Genomic DNA, 17567 nt, shown 5'->3' with positions numbered 1-17567 from the left:
TTCCAGGCGCCGTTCATCGTGTCGACGGGGAGTCGGCCCGTCGACACGATGAACCTCTCGCGCTGTCCCGTGTCGGCCCGAGAGCCGGCGAGGCATCTACGAGGCGCCGACCCTCACTGTGACCGTCGCGACATTCGAGAACGTTCCGAGAGGTCCGGAGAGCCGGTACAGGAAGGAATCCGCTCCCACGTAGCCGGCGGCAGGCGTGTAGGTGAACGTGCCGGTCACCGTATCGAGCGTCAGGGTTCCGTGCGCCGGCGGAGTCGCGCCCTGCTGAATCAGCCAGGGGCCGACTGTGGGAACAGAGTCATTGGCGAGAAGGCCCACGTCTGCGGTGAGTGATCCGTCGAGACCGACCGAGAACGAGTCATCGGAAGCGACCGCTGCAGGCTCGACGGTTATCCCGAACGTGGTGGGTACGCTCTCAGAGTCCCAGCTCGGATCTGACGTCACCACCGAGATGGTGTCGGTGCCGAGGTATCCGGCCAGAGGTGAGTAAGAGATCGCACCATGGGTGTCGATCGTCGCTGTGCCGTGGAGCGCACTCGCGCGCATGGGCTTGCCTGCCGCAGTGGTGCAGAACGTGTCGAGGACGGTTGTGGCGCCCGTCAATACGCTCTGCGTCTGCGTGGAGGGAACGGCAGCAGGATGTGGCGTCGACCCGGCCGACCCCGCAAGGGTGCACGCCGGGGGAGCGAGGTACGGTGCGGGAGCGGCGATCGTATAGAAGTTCGTCACGGGGACTCGCGTGGTAGTGGTGCGTTCATTGCCCGCGAAGTCTCGGAACGTCATCCGGTCGTAACCGAGGTTCGAGACGAGCACGGAGAGATGGCTGGCCGACGTCAGCGCACTGCTGGCGTGCACAGCGAAGATCAGTGTCTTGGTCTGGCCCGGCGCAACATCGGGAACAGTGCACTCTTCCGTCGCGCTGCCGAAGATGTCGCACTCGGTACCGCTCGGGAATGAGGCTATCGATGTGAGGGCGATCGGCCCTCCGAAGTCGAGTGAGACGAACGCGGGCGTGGTGGTGGTGCTGGATGTCGGGTTCGTCACGTCGAGTCTCAGCAGGTACGACTCGAGTGCGCCCGGAACAGCGGAGAGCGACGCGTGCGTCTCCAGCTGCCCGGCTGCCGGTGTCATGGGAAGGCCGGGGCCGACGAGGAGCTGCGGCGCCACGGGGCCACCGCCCGTCGTCGAGGTGAAGGAGAACGCACTGCCGCAGGGCTGTGTGGAGGAGTACGTGGCGACGCTGTAGGTATCACCGTCCCACAGCCGATAGACCAGCTTGTAGTTGATCTGCGTGCCGTTCGGGATGCGATAGATCGACAGCTCGCTGTGAAGCTTGGAGTCGATGTAGTTTCGGCGCACGCCGACGCTCCATCCGCCGGCGTGCTGGTCGCTGCTCCAGGTCGACACATCATTGAGTGCGACATTGGCGAAGAACGCGGGCGGAAGTGTGTTCGTCGAGGGGGTACAGGGAGTACCGGCACCGCCGGAAGTGCCCCCGGTGGTGGTTCCGCTGCCTGTGCCGGTGCTGGTTCCGCTTCCGGTCGCCGCAGTACCGCCGTTGCATCGCAGCCCCGGGATCTTGCCGTCGTCGAGGTACGACTTGAGCCCGGGGGTATAGCTGCAGTCGATCGTGAGCGCCGATGCCGATGGCGCGGGAGCCAGCCCGACGACGAAGGCGGACGCGAGCGCGAGTGCCGCGGCGAGGAGACCGATTCGCGCCCGTGCCGAGCTCGGCGCGGGGAAGGAGGTGTGTTTCATGACGGACTTTCTGATCGGATCGGCCCACCACCGAGATGAGGATAACTCAGTCGGATCTTCCGCTCAACCAGGAGCGTGAAACATGGTTGAAACGTTCGTTTCGTAGAGTCGGTGGTGAGAAACGAAGATTTCGAGGAGGCCGCTATCACCGTTCAGCCGATCAATCCGCCGCCGCGGCTGCTCATGGGCCCCGGGCCGATCAACGCCGACCCGCGTGTGCTCCGGGCCATGTCGGCACAGCTCGTGGGTCAGTACGACCCCGCGATGACCGAGTACATGAACGAGACGATGGCGCTCTACCGCCAGGTGTTCCAGACGCAGAACGAGCAGACGCTGCTCATCGACGGCACGAGTCGTGCCGGTATCGAGGCGGCCCTCGTGTCGCTCGTGGCACCCGGCGACCGGGTTCTGGTGCCGATCTTCGGCCGGTTCGGGCATCTGCTGCGTGAGATCGCCGAGCGCGCCGGGGCCGAGGTGCACGTGATCGAGCGCGAGTGGGGCACCGTGTTCACCGCCGCCGAGATCGAGGCCGCCATCCGCGAGACCAAGCCGAAACTGCTCGCCGTCGTGCACGGCGACACCAGCACCACCGTCGCCCAGCCGCTCGAGGGCCTCGGCGAGATCTGCGAGAAGCACGGCGTGCTGTTCTACACCGACGTCACCGCCTCGCTCGCCGGCAACGCCTTCGACACGGATGCGCTCGGCCTCGACGCCGTCACCGCCGGCCTGCAGAAATGCCTGGCCGGGCCATCCGGATCCGCTCCCGCCACCTTCTCGCCGCGCGCCGTCGAGGTGATCAACAGCCGAAAGAGCATCGAGGCCGGGATCGCGGGCAGTGACGCCGAGATCCACGAGTCCCGCATCCGCTCGAACTACTTCGATCTCGCCATGATCTTCGACTACTGGGGCGAGAAGCGTCTCAACCACCACACCGAGGCCACGAGCATGCTCTACGGCGCGCGCGAGTGCGCCCGGCTGCTCGTGGAGGAGGGGATGGCCGCGGCCGTCGAGCGCCACCGGCTGCACGGCGCCGCGATGCTGGCGGGCGTGCAGGGCCTCGGCCTCGAGGTGTTCGGCGACCCGGCGGCGAAGATGAACAATGTCGTCGCCGTCGTGATCCCGGATGCGGTGAACGGCGACGCCGTGCGCGGCGAGCTGCTGAACGACTTCGGCATCGAGATCGGCACGTCGTTCGGGCCGCTGCACGGCAAGGTCTGGCGCATCGGCACCATGGGCTACAACGCCCGTAGAGACGCGGTGCTCACCACCCTCGCCTCCCTCGAACAGGTTCTCCGGCGCCACGGCGCCTCCGTGGCCGCAGGCGGCGGAGCCGGCGCGGCCTACGACCTCTACCAGGACACCCAGGCGGGAGCCGCGTCATGATCCAATCGATGGCTACGCGACCGAACGCGACGGGCCGCTCCCAGGCGACCCAGGGCTGCACAGCCGCCGGGCCGTGCCGCGTAGCGACACGGAACGACGGACTGCGCAGCATGTCGCCCGCGCCGCAGAGGCGGCGGCGCGGAGAGGGGTCAGCACCGTGACCGAAACCACGAGCGCCCAGACGATCCTGGCGCGCTGCGACGAGCTCGCCACACACTCCTCCCTGCCCGACGGCCTGATCGAGCGCGTCTACCTCTCGAAGGAGCACGCCGAGGTGAACGCGATCGCCGCCCGCTGGATGGCCGAAGCGGGCATGACCACCTGGCAGGACGCCGCCGGCAACCAGTGCGGCCGCCTCGAGGGCGCCGTGCCGGGCCTCCCTGCGCTGCTGCTCGGCAGCCACCTCGACACCGTGCCCGCGGCCGGCAGGTACGACGGCATCCTCGGCGTGCTCACGGCCATCGCGGTGGTGCACCGCATCCGGGATTCCGGACGGGCGCTGCCGTTCGCGCTCGAGGTCGTCGCCTTCGCCGATGAGGAGGGCACCCGCTTCGGTCGCGCTCTGCTCGGCAGCCGCGCCCTGGCCGGTACCTGGGATGACGCATGGTGGGAGCTCCGCGGCGAAGACGGCGTGACCCTTCGCGACGCATTCACCGCGTGGGGGCTCGACCCCGCGACCATCGGGGATGCGGCCCGCACGCCCGAGGAACTCGTGGGTTACCTCGAGGCGCACATCGAACAGGGTCCGTACCTCGAAGACGAGAACAAGGCGCTCGGCATCGTGTCGTCGATCGCGGGAGCGCGCCGCTTCCAGATCACCGTCATCGGCAAGGCCGGCCACTCCGGCACCCCCTACGAGCGCCGCCGCGATGCTCTCGCCGGCGCCGCCGATGCCATCATCGCCATCGAACGCATCGCCCGGTCGGCGCAGCTCATCGCCACCGTGGGGCACCTCGAGGTGTTCCCGGATGCGGTCAACGTCATCCCGGGCAAGGTCGAGTTCAGCCTCGACCTGCGTGGTGAGTACGACAGCGAGCGGGACCGCATCTGGACGGTCATCCAGGGTCTGCTCACCGACATCTGTAGGCAGCGCCGGCTGCGCTGGGAGAGCGTGGAGACGCACTCGGCACCGGCCGCCGTGTGCAGCGAGAGGCTGCGCAAGGCGGTGGGGGAGGGCATCCGCTCGACCGGTGATTCCCGGCCCATGTCGTTGTTCTCGAAGGCCGGGCACGATGCGATGGCCGTGGCCGAGATCAGCGAGATCGGGATGCTGTTCGTGCGCTGCGAGGGCGGGGTGAGCCACAACCCCGACGAGCGCGTGACGGAGGCGGATGTGGCAAAGACCCTCGATGCCTTCGAGAGAGCGGTGCTGGCACTCGCCGACGTACACGAAGCCCAGGCGGAGGCTGCGGCCTCATGACCGCGGGCACCGAGATCGCGGGCACCGAGACCGCGGGCGGCGGTGTCGCCGGCGCGGAGGTGGCGATGAACATCGGGCAGCGCATCGACCGCGCCTACGGCGAGCTGTCGCCGCAGGAGCAACGGGCGGCCGATTTCATCCTCGACCACCTGAGTGACCTCGCCATCTACTCCGGCACCGAGCTCGCCCAGCGCAGCGGCGTGTCGAAGGCCACCGTGTCGCGGTTGTTCCGGCGGCTCGGGTTCGAGAACGCGCAGGAGGTGCGGGAGCACGCTCGCTCGTTGCGGTCGTCGGGGGTGCCCGTGGGTGGGGCGACGCCGGGCGCATCCGCCGATCTGTCGGCGCACCTCGTGCGCGAGGTGGAGAACCTGCGACGCTGCCTCGACGCGCTCGGCCCCGAGCGGCTCGAGCAGGCGACGTCTCTGATCGTGCGCAGCCGTTCGGTGACGGTGGTCGGGCTGCGCAACAGCTATTCGATGGCGTTGCACCTGCGCGAACAGCTGGCGCAGTGCCGGCCCGCGGTGCACGTCGCTCCGCTTCCGGGGCAGACGCTCGCCGAGGAGTTCGCCGAACGGGATGCGCGCGACGTGGCCGTGGTGTTCGGATTCCGGCGGCGCCCCGCCGGGTTCGCCCGCCTGATCGCGGGCATCGCGGCTCGCGGGGTGCCGATCGTGCTGATCGGTGACCCGTCGGCCCGGCGCTACGCGGAGTTCGCGGCCGTGTGGATCGAGTGCCCGATCGACAGCGTCTCCCCGCTCGACAGCTATGCGAGCGCCATGAGCGTGGCCAACGTGCTGGCGAGCAACGCGCTCGCCGCGCGCACGCGCGAGAGCCGTACCCGCATCGGCGCGATCAACGGCCTCTACGAGGCGTTCGGCGAGCTCGAGGTGCCGACGCCGTAGAGGTGCTGCGGGCACGGCAACGACGGAGTTTCGGGCCAGGTTCGGGGAAAGACGGAGCCTCGGTCCGACTCGAGGGCCGGACTCCGTCGTTCCCGTGACGGCCTCGGACGCGGTCGAGCCCGGTTCAGCTCTCGGACGGGTGCGGGATGTCGCGCTCGGCGCCGTCCGACGCGCGGCGTGCCTCGGCGAGCTTCTGCCGGGCTTCGGGGGCCGTCATCCGGGTGCCGTAGGCCGGAGTGTCACGCTGGAAGCGCCAGCCCTCGGCGAGGGGGCCGGCGTCGACGGCGTCGAAGCCGAACTCGTCGAGCAGCGTGGTCACCACGGCCTTCGCGGATGCGTCGTCGCCCGCGATCGGCAGGGCCCGGCGGTCGGCACCGCCCGCGGGCGACCCATCGGTGGTGAGGTCGGCGGCCATGATGTTGTTGAAGCCCTTGACCACCTTCGAGGTCGGAAGGTGGGCCTGGAGCAGTTCGGAGACCGTCGTGGTCTCGTCCTCGAGCGACGTGATGCGGCCGTCGCGCTCCCAGTAGTAGTTGTTCGTGTCGATCACGAGCTTGCCGGCGAGCGGCTCGGCGGGCACGTCGAGGTAGTTCTTGAAGGGCACGGTCACGACCACGATGTCGCCCGCCGCGCCGGCCTGGGCCGCGGTGGCGGCGGATGCCTGCGGCCCGAGCTCCGCGACGAGGTCGGCGAGCGTCTCGGGGCCGCGGGAGTTGCTGATGACCACGGTGTAGCCGTGCGACACGGCGAGGCGGGCGAGCTGGCTGCCGATGTGGCCGGCGCCGATGAATCCGATGGTGGTGAGTCCTGTAGCTGTCATGTGTCCACTCAACTCCGCGGGCATCCGTTCTCTTCCGGTTCGCGGAAGACGCCCCGGCTATGTTCAGCCGGCGTCGAGCTGGCCGCGCGGTGAGTCGACGTCGTCGCCTCCGCCCAGATCGGTGCAGTCGACCGTCTCGGCACCCTGGGCCGCTAGGTAGGGGCGAGCACCGACGTCGCCGTGCAGGGTGGCGATCAGGGCCTCGAAGTGGACGCGACCGATGACCACCGGATGCCCGGGCCGGCCGTCGTACACCGCTTGGCGAAGGGTGGTGGAGAGCGGATGCGGCGTGAGCAGCCGCTGCACGGCACCGGCCGTCAACCAGGGGAGGTCGACCAGGGTGACCACGGCGGCGGCGGCGCCGAGCGCTCGGGCAGCGTCGAGACCCGCGCGGAGGGAGGCGGAGAGCCCGTCCGCCCAGTGGTCGGTCACGACGACGTGGGTGGTCGCGACCGGAGTGGCGGAGGGACCGGCCGGTGCGGTGGGGGAACCGTCCAAGCCGGGGGACAGGAGGGCGCGCGCGTCGTCGGCGGCCGCACCCAGCACCACGATCACCTCCGCGCATCCTCCGGCAGATAGCACGCGCACGGCACGGCGCAGCCAGGGCTCGCGGTCGTGGCCGACGACGAGGGCCTTCGGGCGCCCCATCCGCGTGCCCGCACCGGCTGCCAGCACGATGCCGACCGTCGGGCCCGCCGGGTGATCGCCCGAGTGCTCGCTCTCTGCCGACATGCCCCCATCGTAAGCTTGAGGGCATGGAGCAGACCCCGGGCGCGGCATCCGGCCCCATCGTCGACACGCCTGGCCTGCGCGAGGAGTTGCGGTCGTGCCTCGCGGTCGACCGATTCGTCGATGACGTGGCATCCGGCGCGCCCTACACGGACAATGCGGCGCTGCTCGCCGCCGCCGATCGGGTGGCGTCGTCGCTGACGCCGGCCGAGGTGGATGCCGCCCTGGCGCATCATCCGCGTATCGGCGAACGGGCAGCGGGCGAGGGGCAGGCGCAGCGGTTCAGCCGCTCGGAGCAGTCGGCGGCCGAGGCCTCGGATGCCGCCCTCGCCGACGCGATCGCCGCCGGCAACCGGGCCTACGAGGCGCGCTTCGACCGGGTCTTCCTCATTCGCGCCGCCGGGCGTGGCCGTGCCGAGATCCTGGCCGAGCTCACCCGCCGGCTCGAGAACGACGATTCGACCGAGGCCGCGACCGTGGCATCCGAGCTGCACGACATCACGATGCTCCGCCTCGCCACCCTCCATCCGGGTGCGCCGGCCTCGCATCCGCCCGTTCCACGCTCCGCCGAACCGACAGGAACACGATGACCGAGCGCAGCCACGTCACGAGCCACGTGCTCGACTCCACGATCGGCCTCCCCGCCGCGGGAGTGCCGGTGATCCTCGAGCACGACGACGTGGGCAACTGGGTGATGATCGGCTCCGCCGAGACGGATGCCGACGGCCGCGTCAACGCGCTCGGCCCCGTCGCCCTGCAACCGGGCCGCTACCGCGTGAGCTTCGACACCGCGACCTACTTCGCCGAGCAGGAGGTGAACGCGTTCTACCCGGAGGTGCAGATCACCTTCGAACTCACCGACGCCGCCGCCCACTACCACGTGCCGCTCCTGCTGAGCCCGTTCGCGTACAGCACGTACCGGGGGAGCTAGGCCCGGGTGACGACCGGGGCGATCTACGCGAAGCCCCCCGCGATGTCCCACGCCGGCCCTGCCGCAGGCGCGTCGTCGCGCAGCACCGAGGCCTGGATCAGGCCGTAGGGCCGGTCGTCGGCGTTGAAGACCTCGTTGTCGTTCTCCACGCCGAAGGGCGAGAGGTCGTAGAGGAAGTGATGCTTGTTGGGGGCCGACATCCGGATCTCCGCGAGGAACGGAAAGGCCTCGAGCACGGCCGTGCCCATCTCGTAGAGCGTCTGCTGCAGCGCCAGGGAGTGCAGCGTGGCGAACACCGAGACCATGGTCTGCTTGATGCCCGCGTAGGTGCCCTCCCAGTCGAATCCCTCCCAGCCCGCGGCCGGCGTGATGAAACGCCACTGCGCCACGAGCGAGGTGGCCATGATGCGGTCGCTGGTGGGCTGGAGGATCGTGTAAGGGTCTTCGAGGAAGTCGTGGAACTCCGATCCGGTGGTCTTCAGCAGAACCAGATCCTTGAAGCCGCCCACGACCCACTCCTGCTGAGATGCTCCCTTGCCCTCCACCGTGATGGCGGCCGTGCGCACCTCCTGCCCCCGGCGCACGAACGTGTGGTCGTGCTCGGTGCCGTCGACGAGCACGCGTTCCCAGGCGTACTCCTCGATCTCGATGCGGGCGCCGGTGACGGGCTCGACGTCGGAGACGAAGTGGCGGGCCAGCTCGAAGCCGTACGGCTCGATCGACACCAGCCCCTTCTCCTTGGCGTAGGAGTAGGCGGTCTGCTTCTGCGTGTCGGTGGGAAGCACCGCGCTCTGGTCGCCCACGAGGTGAGCGGCATCGAATGCACCGCGCAACGCGGTCGACACGTTGATGTCGTGGATCTCGTGCCGAGGCGAATCGCGGTAGATGCGAACGACGCGGTTCTCCGCTTTTCCGTACTGGTGCGGACCGAGGACGATTGACATGGCTCCTGCTCACTGCGCGGCACGGGCGGATCGCGCACCACCAGTCTGTCGCCCGCATCCGCCGTGGATCGACGGATGCCCGCCCCGCGCCCCGGAATTTACGACCAATTTACGTGGCGGCTCATCCGGTGCAACGGCGATCAATCCGTGGAGCGGGTGAGCAGCCTTCCGCGGGGTGAGGATGCGGCCTGCTCACCGAGCAGGTGAGCCACCTCGCCCCGCACCCATGTGGTGTGCACCACCCCGTGCAGCGTCGACCCGTCGTAGGCCGACACCTTGTTCTTGTGCTCGAGTGCGTCGGCCGACACGGTGAACGACTCGTCGGGCGCGAGGGCCACGAGGTCGGCATCGGCGCCGGCCGCGATGACGCCCTTCGAGGTGAGGCCGATGAGCGCCGAGGTGTTCACGCTCATCCAGCCGAGCACCCGCTCGAGCGGGATGCCGCGCGCGCGTGCCCCCGACCACACCGCGGGGAACGCGAGCTGAAGGCCCGAGATGCCGCCCCAGGCCTCGGTGAAGTCGCCGTTGCCCGCGAACTTGAGGGCGGCCGTGGAGGGGGAGTGATCGCTCGCGATCAGGTCGATGGTGCCGTCGAGGAGCGCCTCCCAGAGCAGCTCGCGGTTGCCCTCGTCGCGGATCGGCGGGCAGCACTTGTACTGCGTCGCGCCGTCGGGGATGTGCTCGGCCGAGAAGGAGAGGTAGTGCGGGCAGGTCTCGACGGTGAGCGGCAGCCCCTCCGCCTTCGCGGCCCGGATCTGGTCGAGCGCCCGGGCGCTGGAGAGGTGCAGGATGTGGGCGCGGGCACCCGTGGCGCGCACCCCGGCGATGACGTGCGCGATCGCATCCTCCTCCGCGAGGTCGGGGCGGGAGGCGACGAACGCGAGGTAGTCGGGCCCGTGCACGGCGTCGGCGGCGCGGTCCAGCACCTCGGGGTCTTCGGCGTGCACGATGAGCAGCCCGCCGAACGAGGCGATCTCCTCGAGCGCGGCCCGCAGCTGCGGCGTGGAGAGGTGGGGGAACTCGTCGACGCCCGAGGGGGAGAGAAACGCCTTGAAGCCGTAGACGCCGTCGTTCCAGAGGGGTTCGAGCGATCCGAGGCTCGAGGGGATGGCGCCGCCCCAGAACCCGACGTCGACGCTCGCCTGCGGGGCGGCCGCCTCCCGCTTCACGGCGAGCCCCTCGACGGTGGTGGTGGGCGGGATGCTGTTGAGCGGCATGTCGACGATGGTGGTGACGCCGCCCGCAGCTGCCGCGCGGGTGGCGGTGGTGAACCCCTCCCACTCGGTGCGCCCGGGCTCGTTCACGTGCACGTGGGTGTCGACGATGCCCGGGATGAGCACCTGCGACGAAGGCAGAGTCACCACGGTGTGCGCCGGGAACCCCTCATCGAACTCGGCGATGGCGGCGATCACGCCGTCCCGCACGGCGACGGATGCCGCCCTCCACTCACCCTCGACGAAGGCCTTCTCGGCGCGGACAACCAGGTCGTACAGCTCAGGCATCGTCTCTCCAAGGGGGTATCGGCCTCCCCCAAGCCTAAACTCCTCGCGACCCGTCGATTTTGGTCGTAAAACCTGCCGTGTGGGGCCGAAATCGACGGGTCGCGAGGAGGGCGGGGTGGGGGCGGCGCGAAACGTGGGCGTTACGCGGCGCGGCTAGCATGAGCGGATGAACGTGGCACTCGAGCGGCGCACCGCCTGCCCCAAGCACATGGAGTACGGGCCGTGCGGCGGGGTGGAGTTCGACGGCACGTGCGAGGTGGGCGACTTCCGCTGCGTGTTCCTCGACGTCGACACGGTGCGCTGGCACGGGATCGCGCCGAATCCGGAGTGGCAGGCCGCGCTGGAGGTCTCGCCGGCTGACGGGGAGTCGCCGCAGCGCGTCGGAGTGCACATCGAGGTGCGGCAGCTGGCGGATGCGCACGAGTTCCCCGTCGACCCCCAGCCGGGAGCGGCCGCGATGCGCGCCCTGCTCGGCACCCGCCAGATCGTGGTCGCCGACTTCCCCGGCAAGCCGATCGACCGGGCATCCCTGCTCGATTGCGCGCAGGCCCTCGCCGGGCGGGTCGACGCCACGCTCGCGGGCGACTCCGGGCGCTCCCGCGTGCAGTTCCCGCCCGCGTACCGAGCCCACCTGATCCAGGATGCCGGCCTCGCCGTCTGGACGGGAATGAACTGTCGCGACCGCAACCGCGTCGCCATCGAGGGCGAGCTCGCCGGCCTCGCCGAGGTGGGCGTCGCGGGCGTGCACTGCGTGACCGGCGACCACACCGCCACGGGCGACCGGCAGGACGCTCTGCCGGTCTTCGATCTCGACTCCACCCAGGTGGCCGCGCTGGCGCGCCAGGCAGGGCACCTCGTGTCGGTGGGCGAATCGCCTCTCACGCCACCCGTGGAGAAGCGGGCCGCGCGCCTCGCCGAGAAGGTGCGTGCCGGTGCGGATGTGTGCTTCGTCAACCACGCGGGCGGGGCCGAACCCGTGCGCCGCTTCATCCGGGCCAGCCATGAGACGGGTGTCGCACCCGCGTTCATCCCGTGCGTCCCGATGGTGATCGACCGGGGGAGCGCCGCGTTGCTCAAGTCGTTCACCACGCTCGTGCTGCCCGACGGTTTCCTCGACGGAATCCTCGATGCGGCCGACACCTACCGCGCCGGACTCGATGCCACCCTCGCGCTCTGCGAGGAGCTGTTGCAGCTCGAGGGTGTCGCCGGAGTGAATCTCTCGGGCGGGGCCTCGGCGGGCGGCGAGGTGGCCTTCGCGGATGCGATGGCCACGGTCGCCGACCGCCTCGGCCTCCGCCGCTGACCTGTCACTGAGCACGCCGCCGGCCTGCCGCGTGCCACGCCGCCGACCTGGCGCCTATCGGCGGTCGACGGCCTCCTCCGCGGCTAGTCTCGATCCATGCCCCGCGAATCCGCCGCCGCCCTCGACGCCCGTGACCCGCTCGCGGCCTTCCGCTCCCGCTTCGTCGGCGCCGACGATCCGGCTCTGCCCGCGTATCTCGATGGCAACTCGCTCGGGCGGCCGGTGGCGTCCGTTCCCGCGCGACTGGCGCAGTTCGCTGAGGAGCAGTGGGGAGGCCGCCTGATCCGCGGCTGGGACGAGTCGTGGTTCGACCTGCCGCTCACGCTCGGCGACCGTATCGCTCGGGCGACACTCGGCGCGGCACCCGGGCAGACCGCGGTGGCCGACTCCACCACGGTGTCGCTCTACAAGCTGGTACGGGCGGCACTCGCGCTGCGGCCCGGGCGCGACGAGATCGTGATCGACCGCGGCAACTTCCCCACCGATCGCTTCGTGGTGCAGGGCATCGCGGCCGAGACCGGTGCGAGCATCCGCTGGATCGACAGCGAACAGGGCTCGGGAGTCACGCTCGAGCAGGTGCGCGAGGTCGTCGGCGCCCGCACCGCCGTCGTGGTGCTGAGCCAGGTGGCCTACCGCTCGGGGCATCTCGCCGACGTGCCCGGCATCACGTCGCTCGTGCACGAGCACGGCGCGCTCGTGCTGTGGGACCTCTGCCACTCGGTCGGCGCCGTTCCCATCGAACTCGACGCCTGGCAGGTCGACTTCGCCACCGGATGCACGTACAAGTACCTCAACGGCGGCCCGGGTTCACCCTCCTTCCTGTACGTCGCCGAACGCCAACTCGGCCCGGCGCGCCAGCCGATCCAGGGGTGGATGGGCGACGGCGACCCCTTCGCGATGGCCGGCGACTACCGGCCGGCCACGGGCATCCGTTCGTTCCTCAGCGGTACTCCGTCGATCGTGGGCATGATCGCGATGCAGGAGATGCTGGCGCTCATCGAGGAAGCGGGCATCGAGGCGATCCGCACGAAATCGCTCGCCCTCACGGAGTTCGCCATCGAGCTGGTCGACGAGCAGCTCGCCCCCTACGGCGTCGAGCTGTCGACTCCTCGCGACGCGGCGGAGCGCGGCAGCCACATCACGATCGACCACCCGGCCTTCGTGGGCCTGACCGGCGACCTCTGGGAGCGCGGGCTGATCCCCGATTTCCGGCCGCCGACGGGCCTCCGGCTCGGCCTCTCCCCACTCTCCACGAGCTTCGCCGAGGTGCAACTCGTGATCGACGCCGTGGCGGGTCACCTGCGCGCAATCGGGGAATGAGAAGCTGGTCGCATGAGTGACCAGACACAATCAACCGTCACCGTCGGGCAGTACCTCGCCACCCGCCTCGTGCAGCTCGGCTCCGACCACGTCTTCGGCCTTCCCGGCGACTTCAACTTGAGCCTTCTCGATCAGATGGTGACAGTCGAGGGCTTCCACTGGGTGGGCTCCACCAACGAGCTGAACGCCGCCTACGCGGCCGACGGCTACGCGCGTCTCAAACGCGGCATCGGCGCCCTCGTCACCACCTTCGGGGTGGGGGAGCTCTCGGCCATCAACGGCGTCGCCGGCAGCTTCTCCGAAGACGTGCCCGTGGTGCAGATCACCGGAATGCCGTCCACCACCGCGCGCGCCGCGGGACTCCACCTCCACCACACCCTCATCGACGGCGACTACGAGCACTTCTACCGGGCCTACCGCGAGGTCACGGCCTCGGCCACGATCGTGCGCGCGGCATCCGCCACCCGCGACATCGACGCGGCGTTGATGACGGCGCTCCGCGAGTCGAAGCCCGTCTACCTCGGCATCCCCGCGGATGTCGCCATCGCCCCCGTGCACGCCGCGAACCTGCGTTACCCCCTCGTCGCCGCCTCCTCCGATGCCGGCGAGCTGGCGCGCTTCAGCGAGGCGCTCGCCGAGCTCGTGGCGGAGCAGCCCCGCGTCACGGTGCTCGTGGGGCCTCAGGTGCATCGCCGCAGTCTCGAGCCGCTCATCCGGCAGATCGCCGATCACGACGGCGTCTATGTGGCGTCGCAGAACATGTCGAAGGCCATCCTCGACGAGTCGCACCCGGCCTCGCTCGGCACCTACATGGGCGCGTTCACGCGGGTTCCGGATGCGCGCGACGCCGTCGACGAGGCTCCGCTCCTCGTCTTGGCGGGCACGGTGATGAGCGACTTCCTCACCGGGTTCTTCACGCAGAAGTTCGACGAGGACGCGGCGGTGGAGCTCGGCCTCACCCAGGCGCGCATCGCCGACACCACGTTCTACGGCGTTCGGCTCGACGACTCGCTGGCGGCACTGCATGCCGCGCTGGGCGCGTCGTCTCGCTCCTCGGTGACACCGGTGGGGCATCCGGAAGCCGCTTCGGCGCACTCGCCCGAGCCCGGTGCCGCGCTCTCGCAGGAGCATTTCTGGGCGGCCGTTCAAGACTGGCTGCGCCCCGGAACCACGGTGATCGCGGATGCGGGCACCTCCTTCTACGGGGCGCTCGACCTCGTGCTGCCCGACGATTCGGCGCTGCTCGGCCAGCCGGTCTGGTCGGCCATCGGCTATACGATCCCGGCGACGCTCGGTGCCTGTGTGGCGATGCCCGATCACCGCGCGGTGCTCTTCGTGGGCGACGGTGCCGCGCAGCTGACCGTGCAGGAGCTCGCCACCATCCTGCATCGCGGCTACACCCCTGTGGTGTTCCTGCTGAACAACGACGGCTACACGGTGGAGCGCAAGATCCAGAGCCCGGCGGCGGTGTATCAGGACATCACCCCGTGGGACTGGACCCTCATCCCGGCCGCCTTCGGCGCCGGCGATCTCGCGCTCACCGCGACGGCCCGCACGGAGGACGAACTGGCTGCAGCGCTGGAGCTGGCGCACTCCGCCGACGACAAGGCGGTGTTCATCGAGGTGGTGCTGCCGCCGATGGACTCCCCGCGCCTCTTGACCGTGCTCACCGAAGCGATCGCAGCCGCCGCCGCCAAACACTAACGGCGCGCCCCGCGTCGGGTCGCACGATTTGTCGCCAGATCGACAATAAGGCGACAAATCGTGCGACCCAGCGCACGTGGGGGATGATGTCAGCCCGCGAGGGTGACGGGCGTGAGCCACTCGTCGGTGGGAGAGGCCCGGCGGTACTCGGTGCGGCGGCTCGCCGCATCCGGGTCGCCCTCCCAGAACGTGAGGCGCACGGGGCGCACGAGGAAGCCGTCCCACGTGCCGGGAGGTGTCAACGTGCCTCCGGGATGCTCGTCACCGAACGACGCCCACACCGCGCGCCGCTCTGAGAGGGGCAGCGCCGCATACTCGTTCGTATTGAGCCAGGCGAGTAACTGGAGGTAGCGCGACCGATGTCCGTAAGCCCACGACAGCTCATCAGCAGAAGCCCGCGACACGTCCCCCTGCACCACGAGCTGCCGCCCCGGCCACACCAGCGTCAGCGCCACCCGCGGATCCCGCGTCACATCCGCCACTTTCCGCGACCGCGAGTCGGTGTGGAAGTAGAACCCCGAGGCGTCGTACTCGCTCAGCAGCACGGTGCGCGCATCCGGATACCCGCTGGCCGACACGGTCGACAGCGTCATCAACGGCCGGGCAGGATCCTCATTGGCGGGCAGCCACGATGCCAGGAGGTCGGCGGCAGTCACGCCGAAGCCCCGGATGCATCGAACCGCGCGATCTCGCCGAAGGCCGCCACGGCATCCGCCACCGAGGCATCGAATAGCTCGGCACCGTAGGCCGCTGAGGCACCCGTGGGATCGCCGAGGGTGCCATTGGTCGAGAAGTCGTTCGAGAGCCACCCGAACGTCACACGCTTGCGGAACCCGATGTGCTCGTAGTCAGCGAGGTGCGCGGGAACACTCCGCTCGGCCACCGACAGATCGACGAGCTCGGGCCGCAGGTGCAGCACGAGCGAGGTCTCCGAGTGCCCGGCGTGGATGCCGAGACCCAGCTCCTCGGGGCCGTCGTGATCGCCCGGGGGAACCGTGGCGCCCATGAGGAACGTCTCGAGGCCGAAGCGCCGCCGCAATTCGCGGCACGCCACCTGCAACAGGGCGAGGTTGCCCCCGTGCCCGTTGAAGAACACGAGCTTGCGGGCCGGGGTGGCGGCGATCGAGTTGCCGAGCTCGACCACGGTCTGCATGAGGGTGTCCCACGAGATCCACATCGTGCCGGGCGCCCAGTGGTGCTCGTCCGACTTGGTGTAGGCGATGGTGGGGAGGATCCAGACGTCCTGACCCTCGGCTGCGGCGGCCTCGACGGCCGCGTTCGCCACACTGTCGGCGATGAGGTAGTCGGTGATCAGCGGCAGATGGGGGCCATGGAACTCGATGGCGCCGGTCGGCAGCACGATGACGGAATCGGCCGAGAGGGCCGCCTCGGCGGCCGTTCCGGAGAGCTCGACGAGCTTGCGGGAGGCGGGCTGGGAGAGCGTCATGCCGACTTCGCCCCCGCCCACTTCGTACCCGTGGGAACGGTCGAACCGGTGGGGATCTTGCCCGGGTTGAGCAGGCCGTCCGGGTCGGTCGAGGCCGCCAGGGCCTTGGTGCGCTCCACCTCGTGATCGACGAACCACTGGTGCGGGCTGTGGAAGCCCACACCGAGCGCGGTCAGCCGGTCGTACCCCGCGTACACGGCCTCGGGGCTGATGTAGGGCGCGGCGAGCATGCCGATGGGATGGTCGCGCTGCGCCTCGATGTGCAGCATCGCGCCCGGGTACACCTGGTGCAGGTCGTCGAGCTTGTCGACGAGGGCGGATCCCGAGACCTCGACATGGAAGTAGGTCTCGTCGGTCGACTTCTGCAGCCACTCGATGGGGTGGTTGTAGCTGAGCATCGAGATCTTCACGGTGGCCTGCGGGCCCTCACGCACCTCCTCGACCCGGCCCCCGGCGGCTTCGACGAGCGCGGTCGCCGCCTCGATCGTCGAGGCGTCGAGGATGGCCCGCAGTGAGGCGCGGTCTTTCGGGATGGCCGTGTCGGCGGGCAGCGCGTTCGCGATGGTGGGGAGGTCGGCGGAGACGAGCCGAGGCGTGGGATCGAGCCATCCGATCTGCTGGATGATCGAGGTGGCGTTCTCGAAGGTGGGGAAGCTCGCGTAGAAACCCACCCACTCCTGGATCGGCTCGAGGGCGATGGTGGCCCGGGCGATGATGCCGGCGGTGCCGTAGGTGTGCACGTAGGGCTGGGCCGCCTCGCCTTCGACGTGCACCAGCGACGCCTCGGGGGAGGCGTAGACCACGTCGAGGGCGAGCACGTAGTCGCCGCTCATGTTGGAGCCGTGCTTGATCGACCCGGTGCCGCCCGACCCGCCGGAGAGGAAGCCGCCGATCGACGACTGCGCCGTGGAGGGGTACATGAGGATCTGCTGGCCCGACTCGCGGGCGGCCTGCTCGATGTTCACCATCGGTGTGCCGGCTTCGGCGGTGAGGTAGCCGTCGCCGACCTCGACGATGGCGCGGGCCTTCGACATGTCGAGCACGAGCCCGCCCTGCATCGGGATGGCCTGGCCGTAGTTGCCCGTTCCCTTGCCGCGCGGGGTCACCGACACGCCGTGCCGAACGGCCGCTGCGACCGTCTCGGCGATCTGCTGCGCGTTCGCGGGGAACGCCACGATGTCGGCGAGGCCGAGCGGCAGCTGCTCGGCCAGGATGGGCGACATCTTCGCGCCGTCGACGGAGGCCTTCTCGCGCCCGCGCAGTTCGGTGGTCACCCCCCGGTCTCCCAGGATGCCCACGAGTTCTTCGGCGAGGGCGGCGATCTGTTCGGCGGTGGCAGTCATGGTGGATCCTTTGGTGCGCGGTTGCGGGCGGGCGGTCGGGCGGGCGGTCGGG

The 17567-nt window shown here is 69.9% G+C and carries 16 protein-coding genes; 8 read left to right on the top strand and 8 right to left on the bottom strand.

The window, feature by feature from the left end:
* Positions 1-96 precede the first annotated feature (96 nt).
* Positions 97-1767, bottom strand: a complete 1671-nt coding sequence (locus tag EPO52_RS06065; RefSeq protein ID WP_290803440.1) for an Ig-like domain-containing protein — start codon at positions 1765-1767, stop codon at positions 97-99.
* A gap of 183 nt (positions 1768-1950) precedes the next feature.
* On the opposite strand from EPO52_RS06065, the gene EPO52_RS06060 reads away from it, so the two are divergent.
* The 3 genes from EPO52_RS06060 to EPO52_RS06050 all read left to right on the top strand — a co-directional run bounded on the left by EPO52_RS06060 (position 1951) and on the right by EPO52_RS06050 (position 5472).
* Positions 1951-3150: an alanine--glyoxylate aminotransferase family protein gene (locus EPO52_RS06060; RefSeq protein WP_290803549.1), complete on the top strand. Its 1200-nt coding sequence runs from the start codon at positions 1951-1953 to the stop codon at positions 3148-3150.
* A gap of 157 nt (positions 3151-3307) precedes the next feature.
* Positions 3308-4570 carry an allantoate amidohydrolase gene (locus EPO52_RS06055; protein ID WP_290803438.1) on the top strand — a complete coding sequence of 421 codons (1263 nt, stop codon included), beginning with the start codon at positions 3308-3310 and terminating at the stop codon, positions 4568-4570.
* Positions 4567-5472, top strand: coding sequence for a MurR/RpiR family transcriptional regulator (locus tag EPO52_RS06050; RefSeq protein ID WP_290803436.1), 906 nt, complete (start codon positions 4567-4569; stop codon positions 5470-5472). Before EPO52_RS06055 ends, EPO52_RS06050 begins: the two co-directional genes overlap by 4 nt.
* A 124-nt stretch (positions 5473-5596) precedes the next feature.
* Here the strand turns inward: EPO52_RS06050 and EPO52_RS06045 are convergent, their stop codons facing one another.
* Together EPO52_RS06045 and EPO52_RS06040 are read right to left on the bottom strand one after the other, a co-directional pair.
* Entirely contained in the window at positions 5597-6292 is a 696-nt protein-coding gene (locus tag EPO52_RS06045; RefSeq protein ID WP_290803435.1) for an NADPH-dependent F420 reductase, read from the bottom strand.
* A gap of 63 nt (positions 6293-6355) precedes the next feature.
* Complete coding sequence (locus tag EPO52_RS06040) at positions 6356-7024, bottom strand: nucleotidyltransferase family protein (protein WP_290803434.1); 669 nt, start codon at positions 7022-7024, stop codon at positions 6356-6358.
* A gap of 23 nt (positions 7025-7047) precedes the next feature.
* Here EPO52_RS06040 and EPO52_RS06035 point away from each other — a divergent pair, with 23 nt between their 5' ends.
* Complete coding sequence (locus EPO52_RS06035) at positions 7048-7611, top strand: 2-oxo-4-hydroxy-4-carboxy-5-ureidoimidazoline decarboxylase (protein ID WP_290803433.1); 564 nt, start codon at positions 7048-7050, stop codon at positions 7609-7611.
* A complete protein-coding gene (gene uraH / locus EPO52_RS06030; RefSeq protein ID WP_290803432.1) occupies positions 7608-7952 on the top strand; it encodes a hydroxyisourate hydrolase in 345 nt (114 codons plus the stop codon). The genes EPO52_RS06035 and uraH overlap by 4 nt, the downstream gene beginning before the upstream one ends.
* Positions 7953-7975: 23 nt before the next feature.
* On the opposite strand, the gene pucL is transcribed toward uraH, so the two are convergent.
* Positions 7976-8896: a factor-independent urate hydroxylase gene (pucL, locus tag EPO52_RS06025; protein ID WP_290803431.1), complete on the bottom strand. Its 921-nt coding sequence runs from the start codon at positions 8894-8896 to the stop codon at positions 7976-7978.
* A gap of 140 nt (positions 8897-9036) precedes the next feature.
* Positions 9037-10398, bottom strand: coding sequence for an allantoinase AllB (gene allB / locus EPO52_RS06020; RefSeq protein WP_290803430.1), 1362 nt, complete (start codon positions 10396-10398; stop codon positions 9037-9039).
* Between the two features lie 166 nt (positions 10399-10564).
* Between allB and EPO52_RS06015 the strand changes: the two genes are divergently transcribed.
* The 3 genes from EPO52_RS06015 (at position 10565) to EPO52_RS06005 (ending at position 14725) form a co-directional block, all read left to right on the top strand.
* Positions 10565-11701 carry a methylenetetrahydrofolate reductase C-terminal domain-containing protein gene (locus tag EPO52_RS06015; protein WP_290803427.1) on the top strand — a complete coding sequence of 379 codons (1137 nt, stop codon included), beginning with the start codon at positions 10565-10567 and terminating at the stop codon, positions 11699-11701.
* Between the two features lie 96 nt (positions 11702-11797).
* Positions 11798-13021 carry a kynureninase gene (kynU, locus tag EPO52_RS06010; RefSeq protein ID WP_290803424.1) on the top strand — a complete coding sequence of 408 codons (1224 nt, stop codon included), beginning with the start codon at positions 11798-11800 and terminating at the stop codon, positions 13019-13021.
* Between the two features lie 12 nt (positions 13022-13033).
* The gene (locus EPO52_RS06005; protein WP_290803421.1) at positions 13034-14725 is read left to right on the top strand and encodes a thiamine pyrophosphate-binding protein; all 1692 of its coding nucleotides are present in this window, start codon (positions 13034-13036) and stop codon (positions 14723-14725) included.
* Between the two features lie 89 nt (positions 14726-14814).
* On the opposite strand, the gene EPO52_RS06000 is transcribed toward EPO52_RS06005, so the two are convergent.
* Genes EPO52_RS06000 through EPO52_RS05990 form a run of 3 tightly spaced genes read right to left on the bottom strand, consistent with a single transcriptional unit; the run spans position 14815 to position 17515 of the window.
* Positions 14815-15381, bottom strand: a complete 567-nt coding sequence (locus tag EPO52_RS06000) for a pyridoxamine 5'-phosphate oxidase family protein (RefSeq protein WP_290803418.1) — start codon at positions 15379-15381, stop codon at positions 14815-14817.
* The gene (locus EPO52_RS05995; RefSeq protein ID WP_290803415.1) at positions 15378-16172 is read right to left on the bottom strand and encodes a creatininase family protein; all 795 of its coding nucleotides are present in this window, start codon (positions 16170-16172) and stop codon (positions 15378-15380) included. Before EPO52_RS05995 ends, EPO52_RS06000 begins: the two co-directional genes overlap by 4 nt.
* Positions 16169-17515 (bottom strand): FAD-binding oxidoreductase, encoded by a 1347-nt coding sequence (locus tag EPO52_RS05990; protein WP_290803413.1) that lies wholly within the window; start codon positions 17513-17515, stop codon positions 16169-16171. Before EPO52_RS05990 ends, EPO52_RS05995 begins: the two co-directional genes overlap by 4 nt.
* Positions 17516-17567: the final 52 nt, after the last annotated feature.

Source organism: Herbiconiux sp., assembly GCF_004297105.1.
In the GTDB taxonomy this organism is placed as follows: domain Bacteria; phylum Actinomycetota; class Actinomycetes; order Actinomycetales; family Microbacteriaceae; genus Herbiconiux.
This window is presented reverse-complemented; position numbering and strand designations above follow the sequence as displayed.

What these genes read in the sequence shown, in the direction of transcription:
- EPO52_RS06065 (WP_290803440.1), bottom strand. Translation starts at nt 1,767, where the DNA reads ATGAAACACACCTCCTTCCCCGCGCCGAGCTCGGCACGGGCGCGAATC.
- EPO52_RS06060 (WP_290803549.1), top strand. Translation starts at nt 1,951, where the DNA reads ATGGGCCCCGGGCCGATCAACGCCGACCCGCGTGTGCTCCGGGCCATG.
- EPO52_RS06050 (WP_290803436.1), top strand. Translation starts at nt 4,567, where the DNA reads ATGACCGCGGGCACCGAGATCGCGGGCACCGAGACCGCGGGCGGCGGT.
- EPO52_RS06045 (WP_290803435.1), bottom strand. Translation starts at nt 6,292, where the DNA reads ATGACAGCTACAGGACTCACCACCATCGGATTCATCGGCGCCGGCCAC.
- EPO52_RS06040 (WP_290803434.1), bottom strand. Translation starts at nt 7,024, where the DNA reads ATGTCGGCAGAGAGCGAGCACTCGGGCGATCACCCGGCGGGCCCGACG.
- EPO52_RS06035 (WP_290803433.1), top strand. Translation starts at nt 7,048, where the DNA reads ATGGAGCAGACCCCGGGCGCGGCATCCGGCCCCATCGTCGACACGCCT.
- uraH (WP_290803432.1), top strand. Translation starts at nt 7,608, where the DNA reads ATGACCGAGCGCAGCCACGTCACGAGCCACGTGCTCGACTCCACGATC.
- pucL (WP_290803431.1), bottom strand. Translation starts at nt 8,896, where the DNA reads ATGTCAATCGTCCTCGGTCCGCACCAGTACGGAAAAGCGGAGAACCGC.
- allB (WP_290803430.1), bottom strand. Translation starts at nt 10,398, where the DNA reads ATGCCTGAGCTGTACGACCTGGTTGTCCGCGCCGAGAAGGCCTTCGTC.
- EPO52_RS06015 (WP_290803427.1), top strand. Translation starts at nt 10,565, where the DNA reads ATGAACGTGGCACTCGAGCGGCGCACCGCCTGCCCCAAGCACATGGAG.
- kynU (WP_290803424.1), top strand. Translation starts at nt 11,798, where the DNA reads ATGCCCCGCGAATCCGCCGCCGCCCTCGACGCCCGTGACCCGCTCGCG.
- EPO52_RS06005 (WP_290803421.1), top strand. Translation starts at nt 13,034, where the DNA reads ATGAGTGACCAGACACAATCAACCGTCACCGTCGGGCAGTACCTCGCC.
- EPO52_RS05995 (WP_290803415.1), bottom strand. Translation starts at nt 16,172, where the DNA reads ATGACGCTCTCCCAGCCCGCCTCCCGCAAGCTCGTCGAGCTCTCCGGA.
- EPO52_RS05990 (WP_290803413.1), bottom strand. Translation starts at nt 17,515, where the DNA reads ATGACTGCCACCGCCGAACAGATCGCCGCCCTCGCCGAAGAACTCGTG.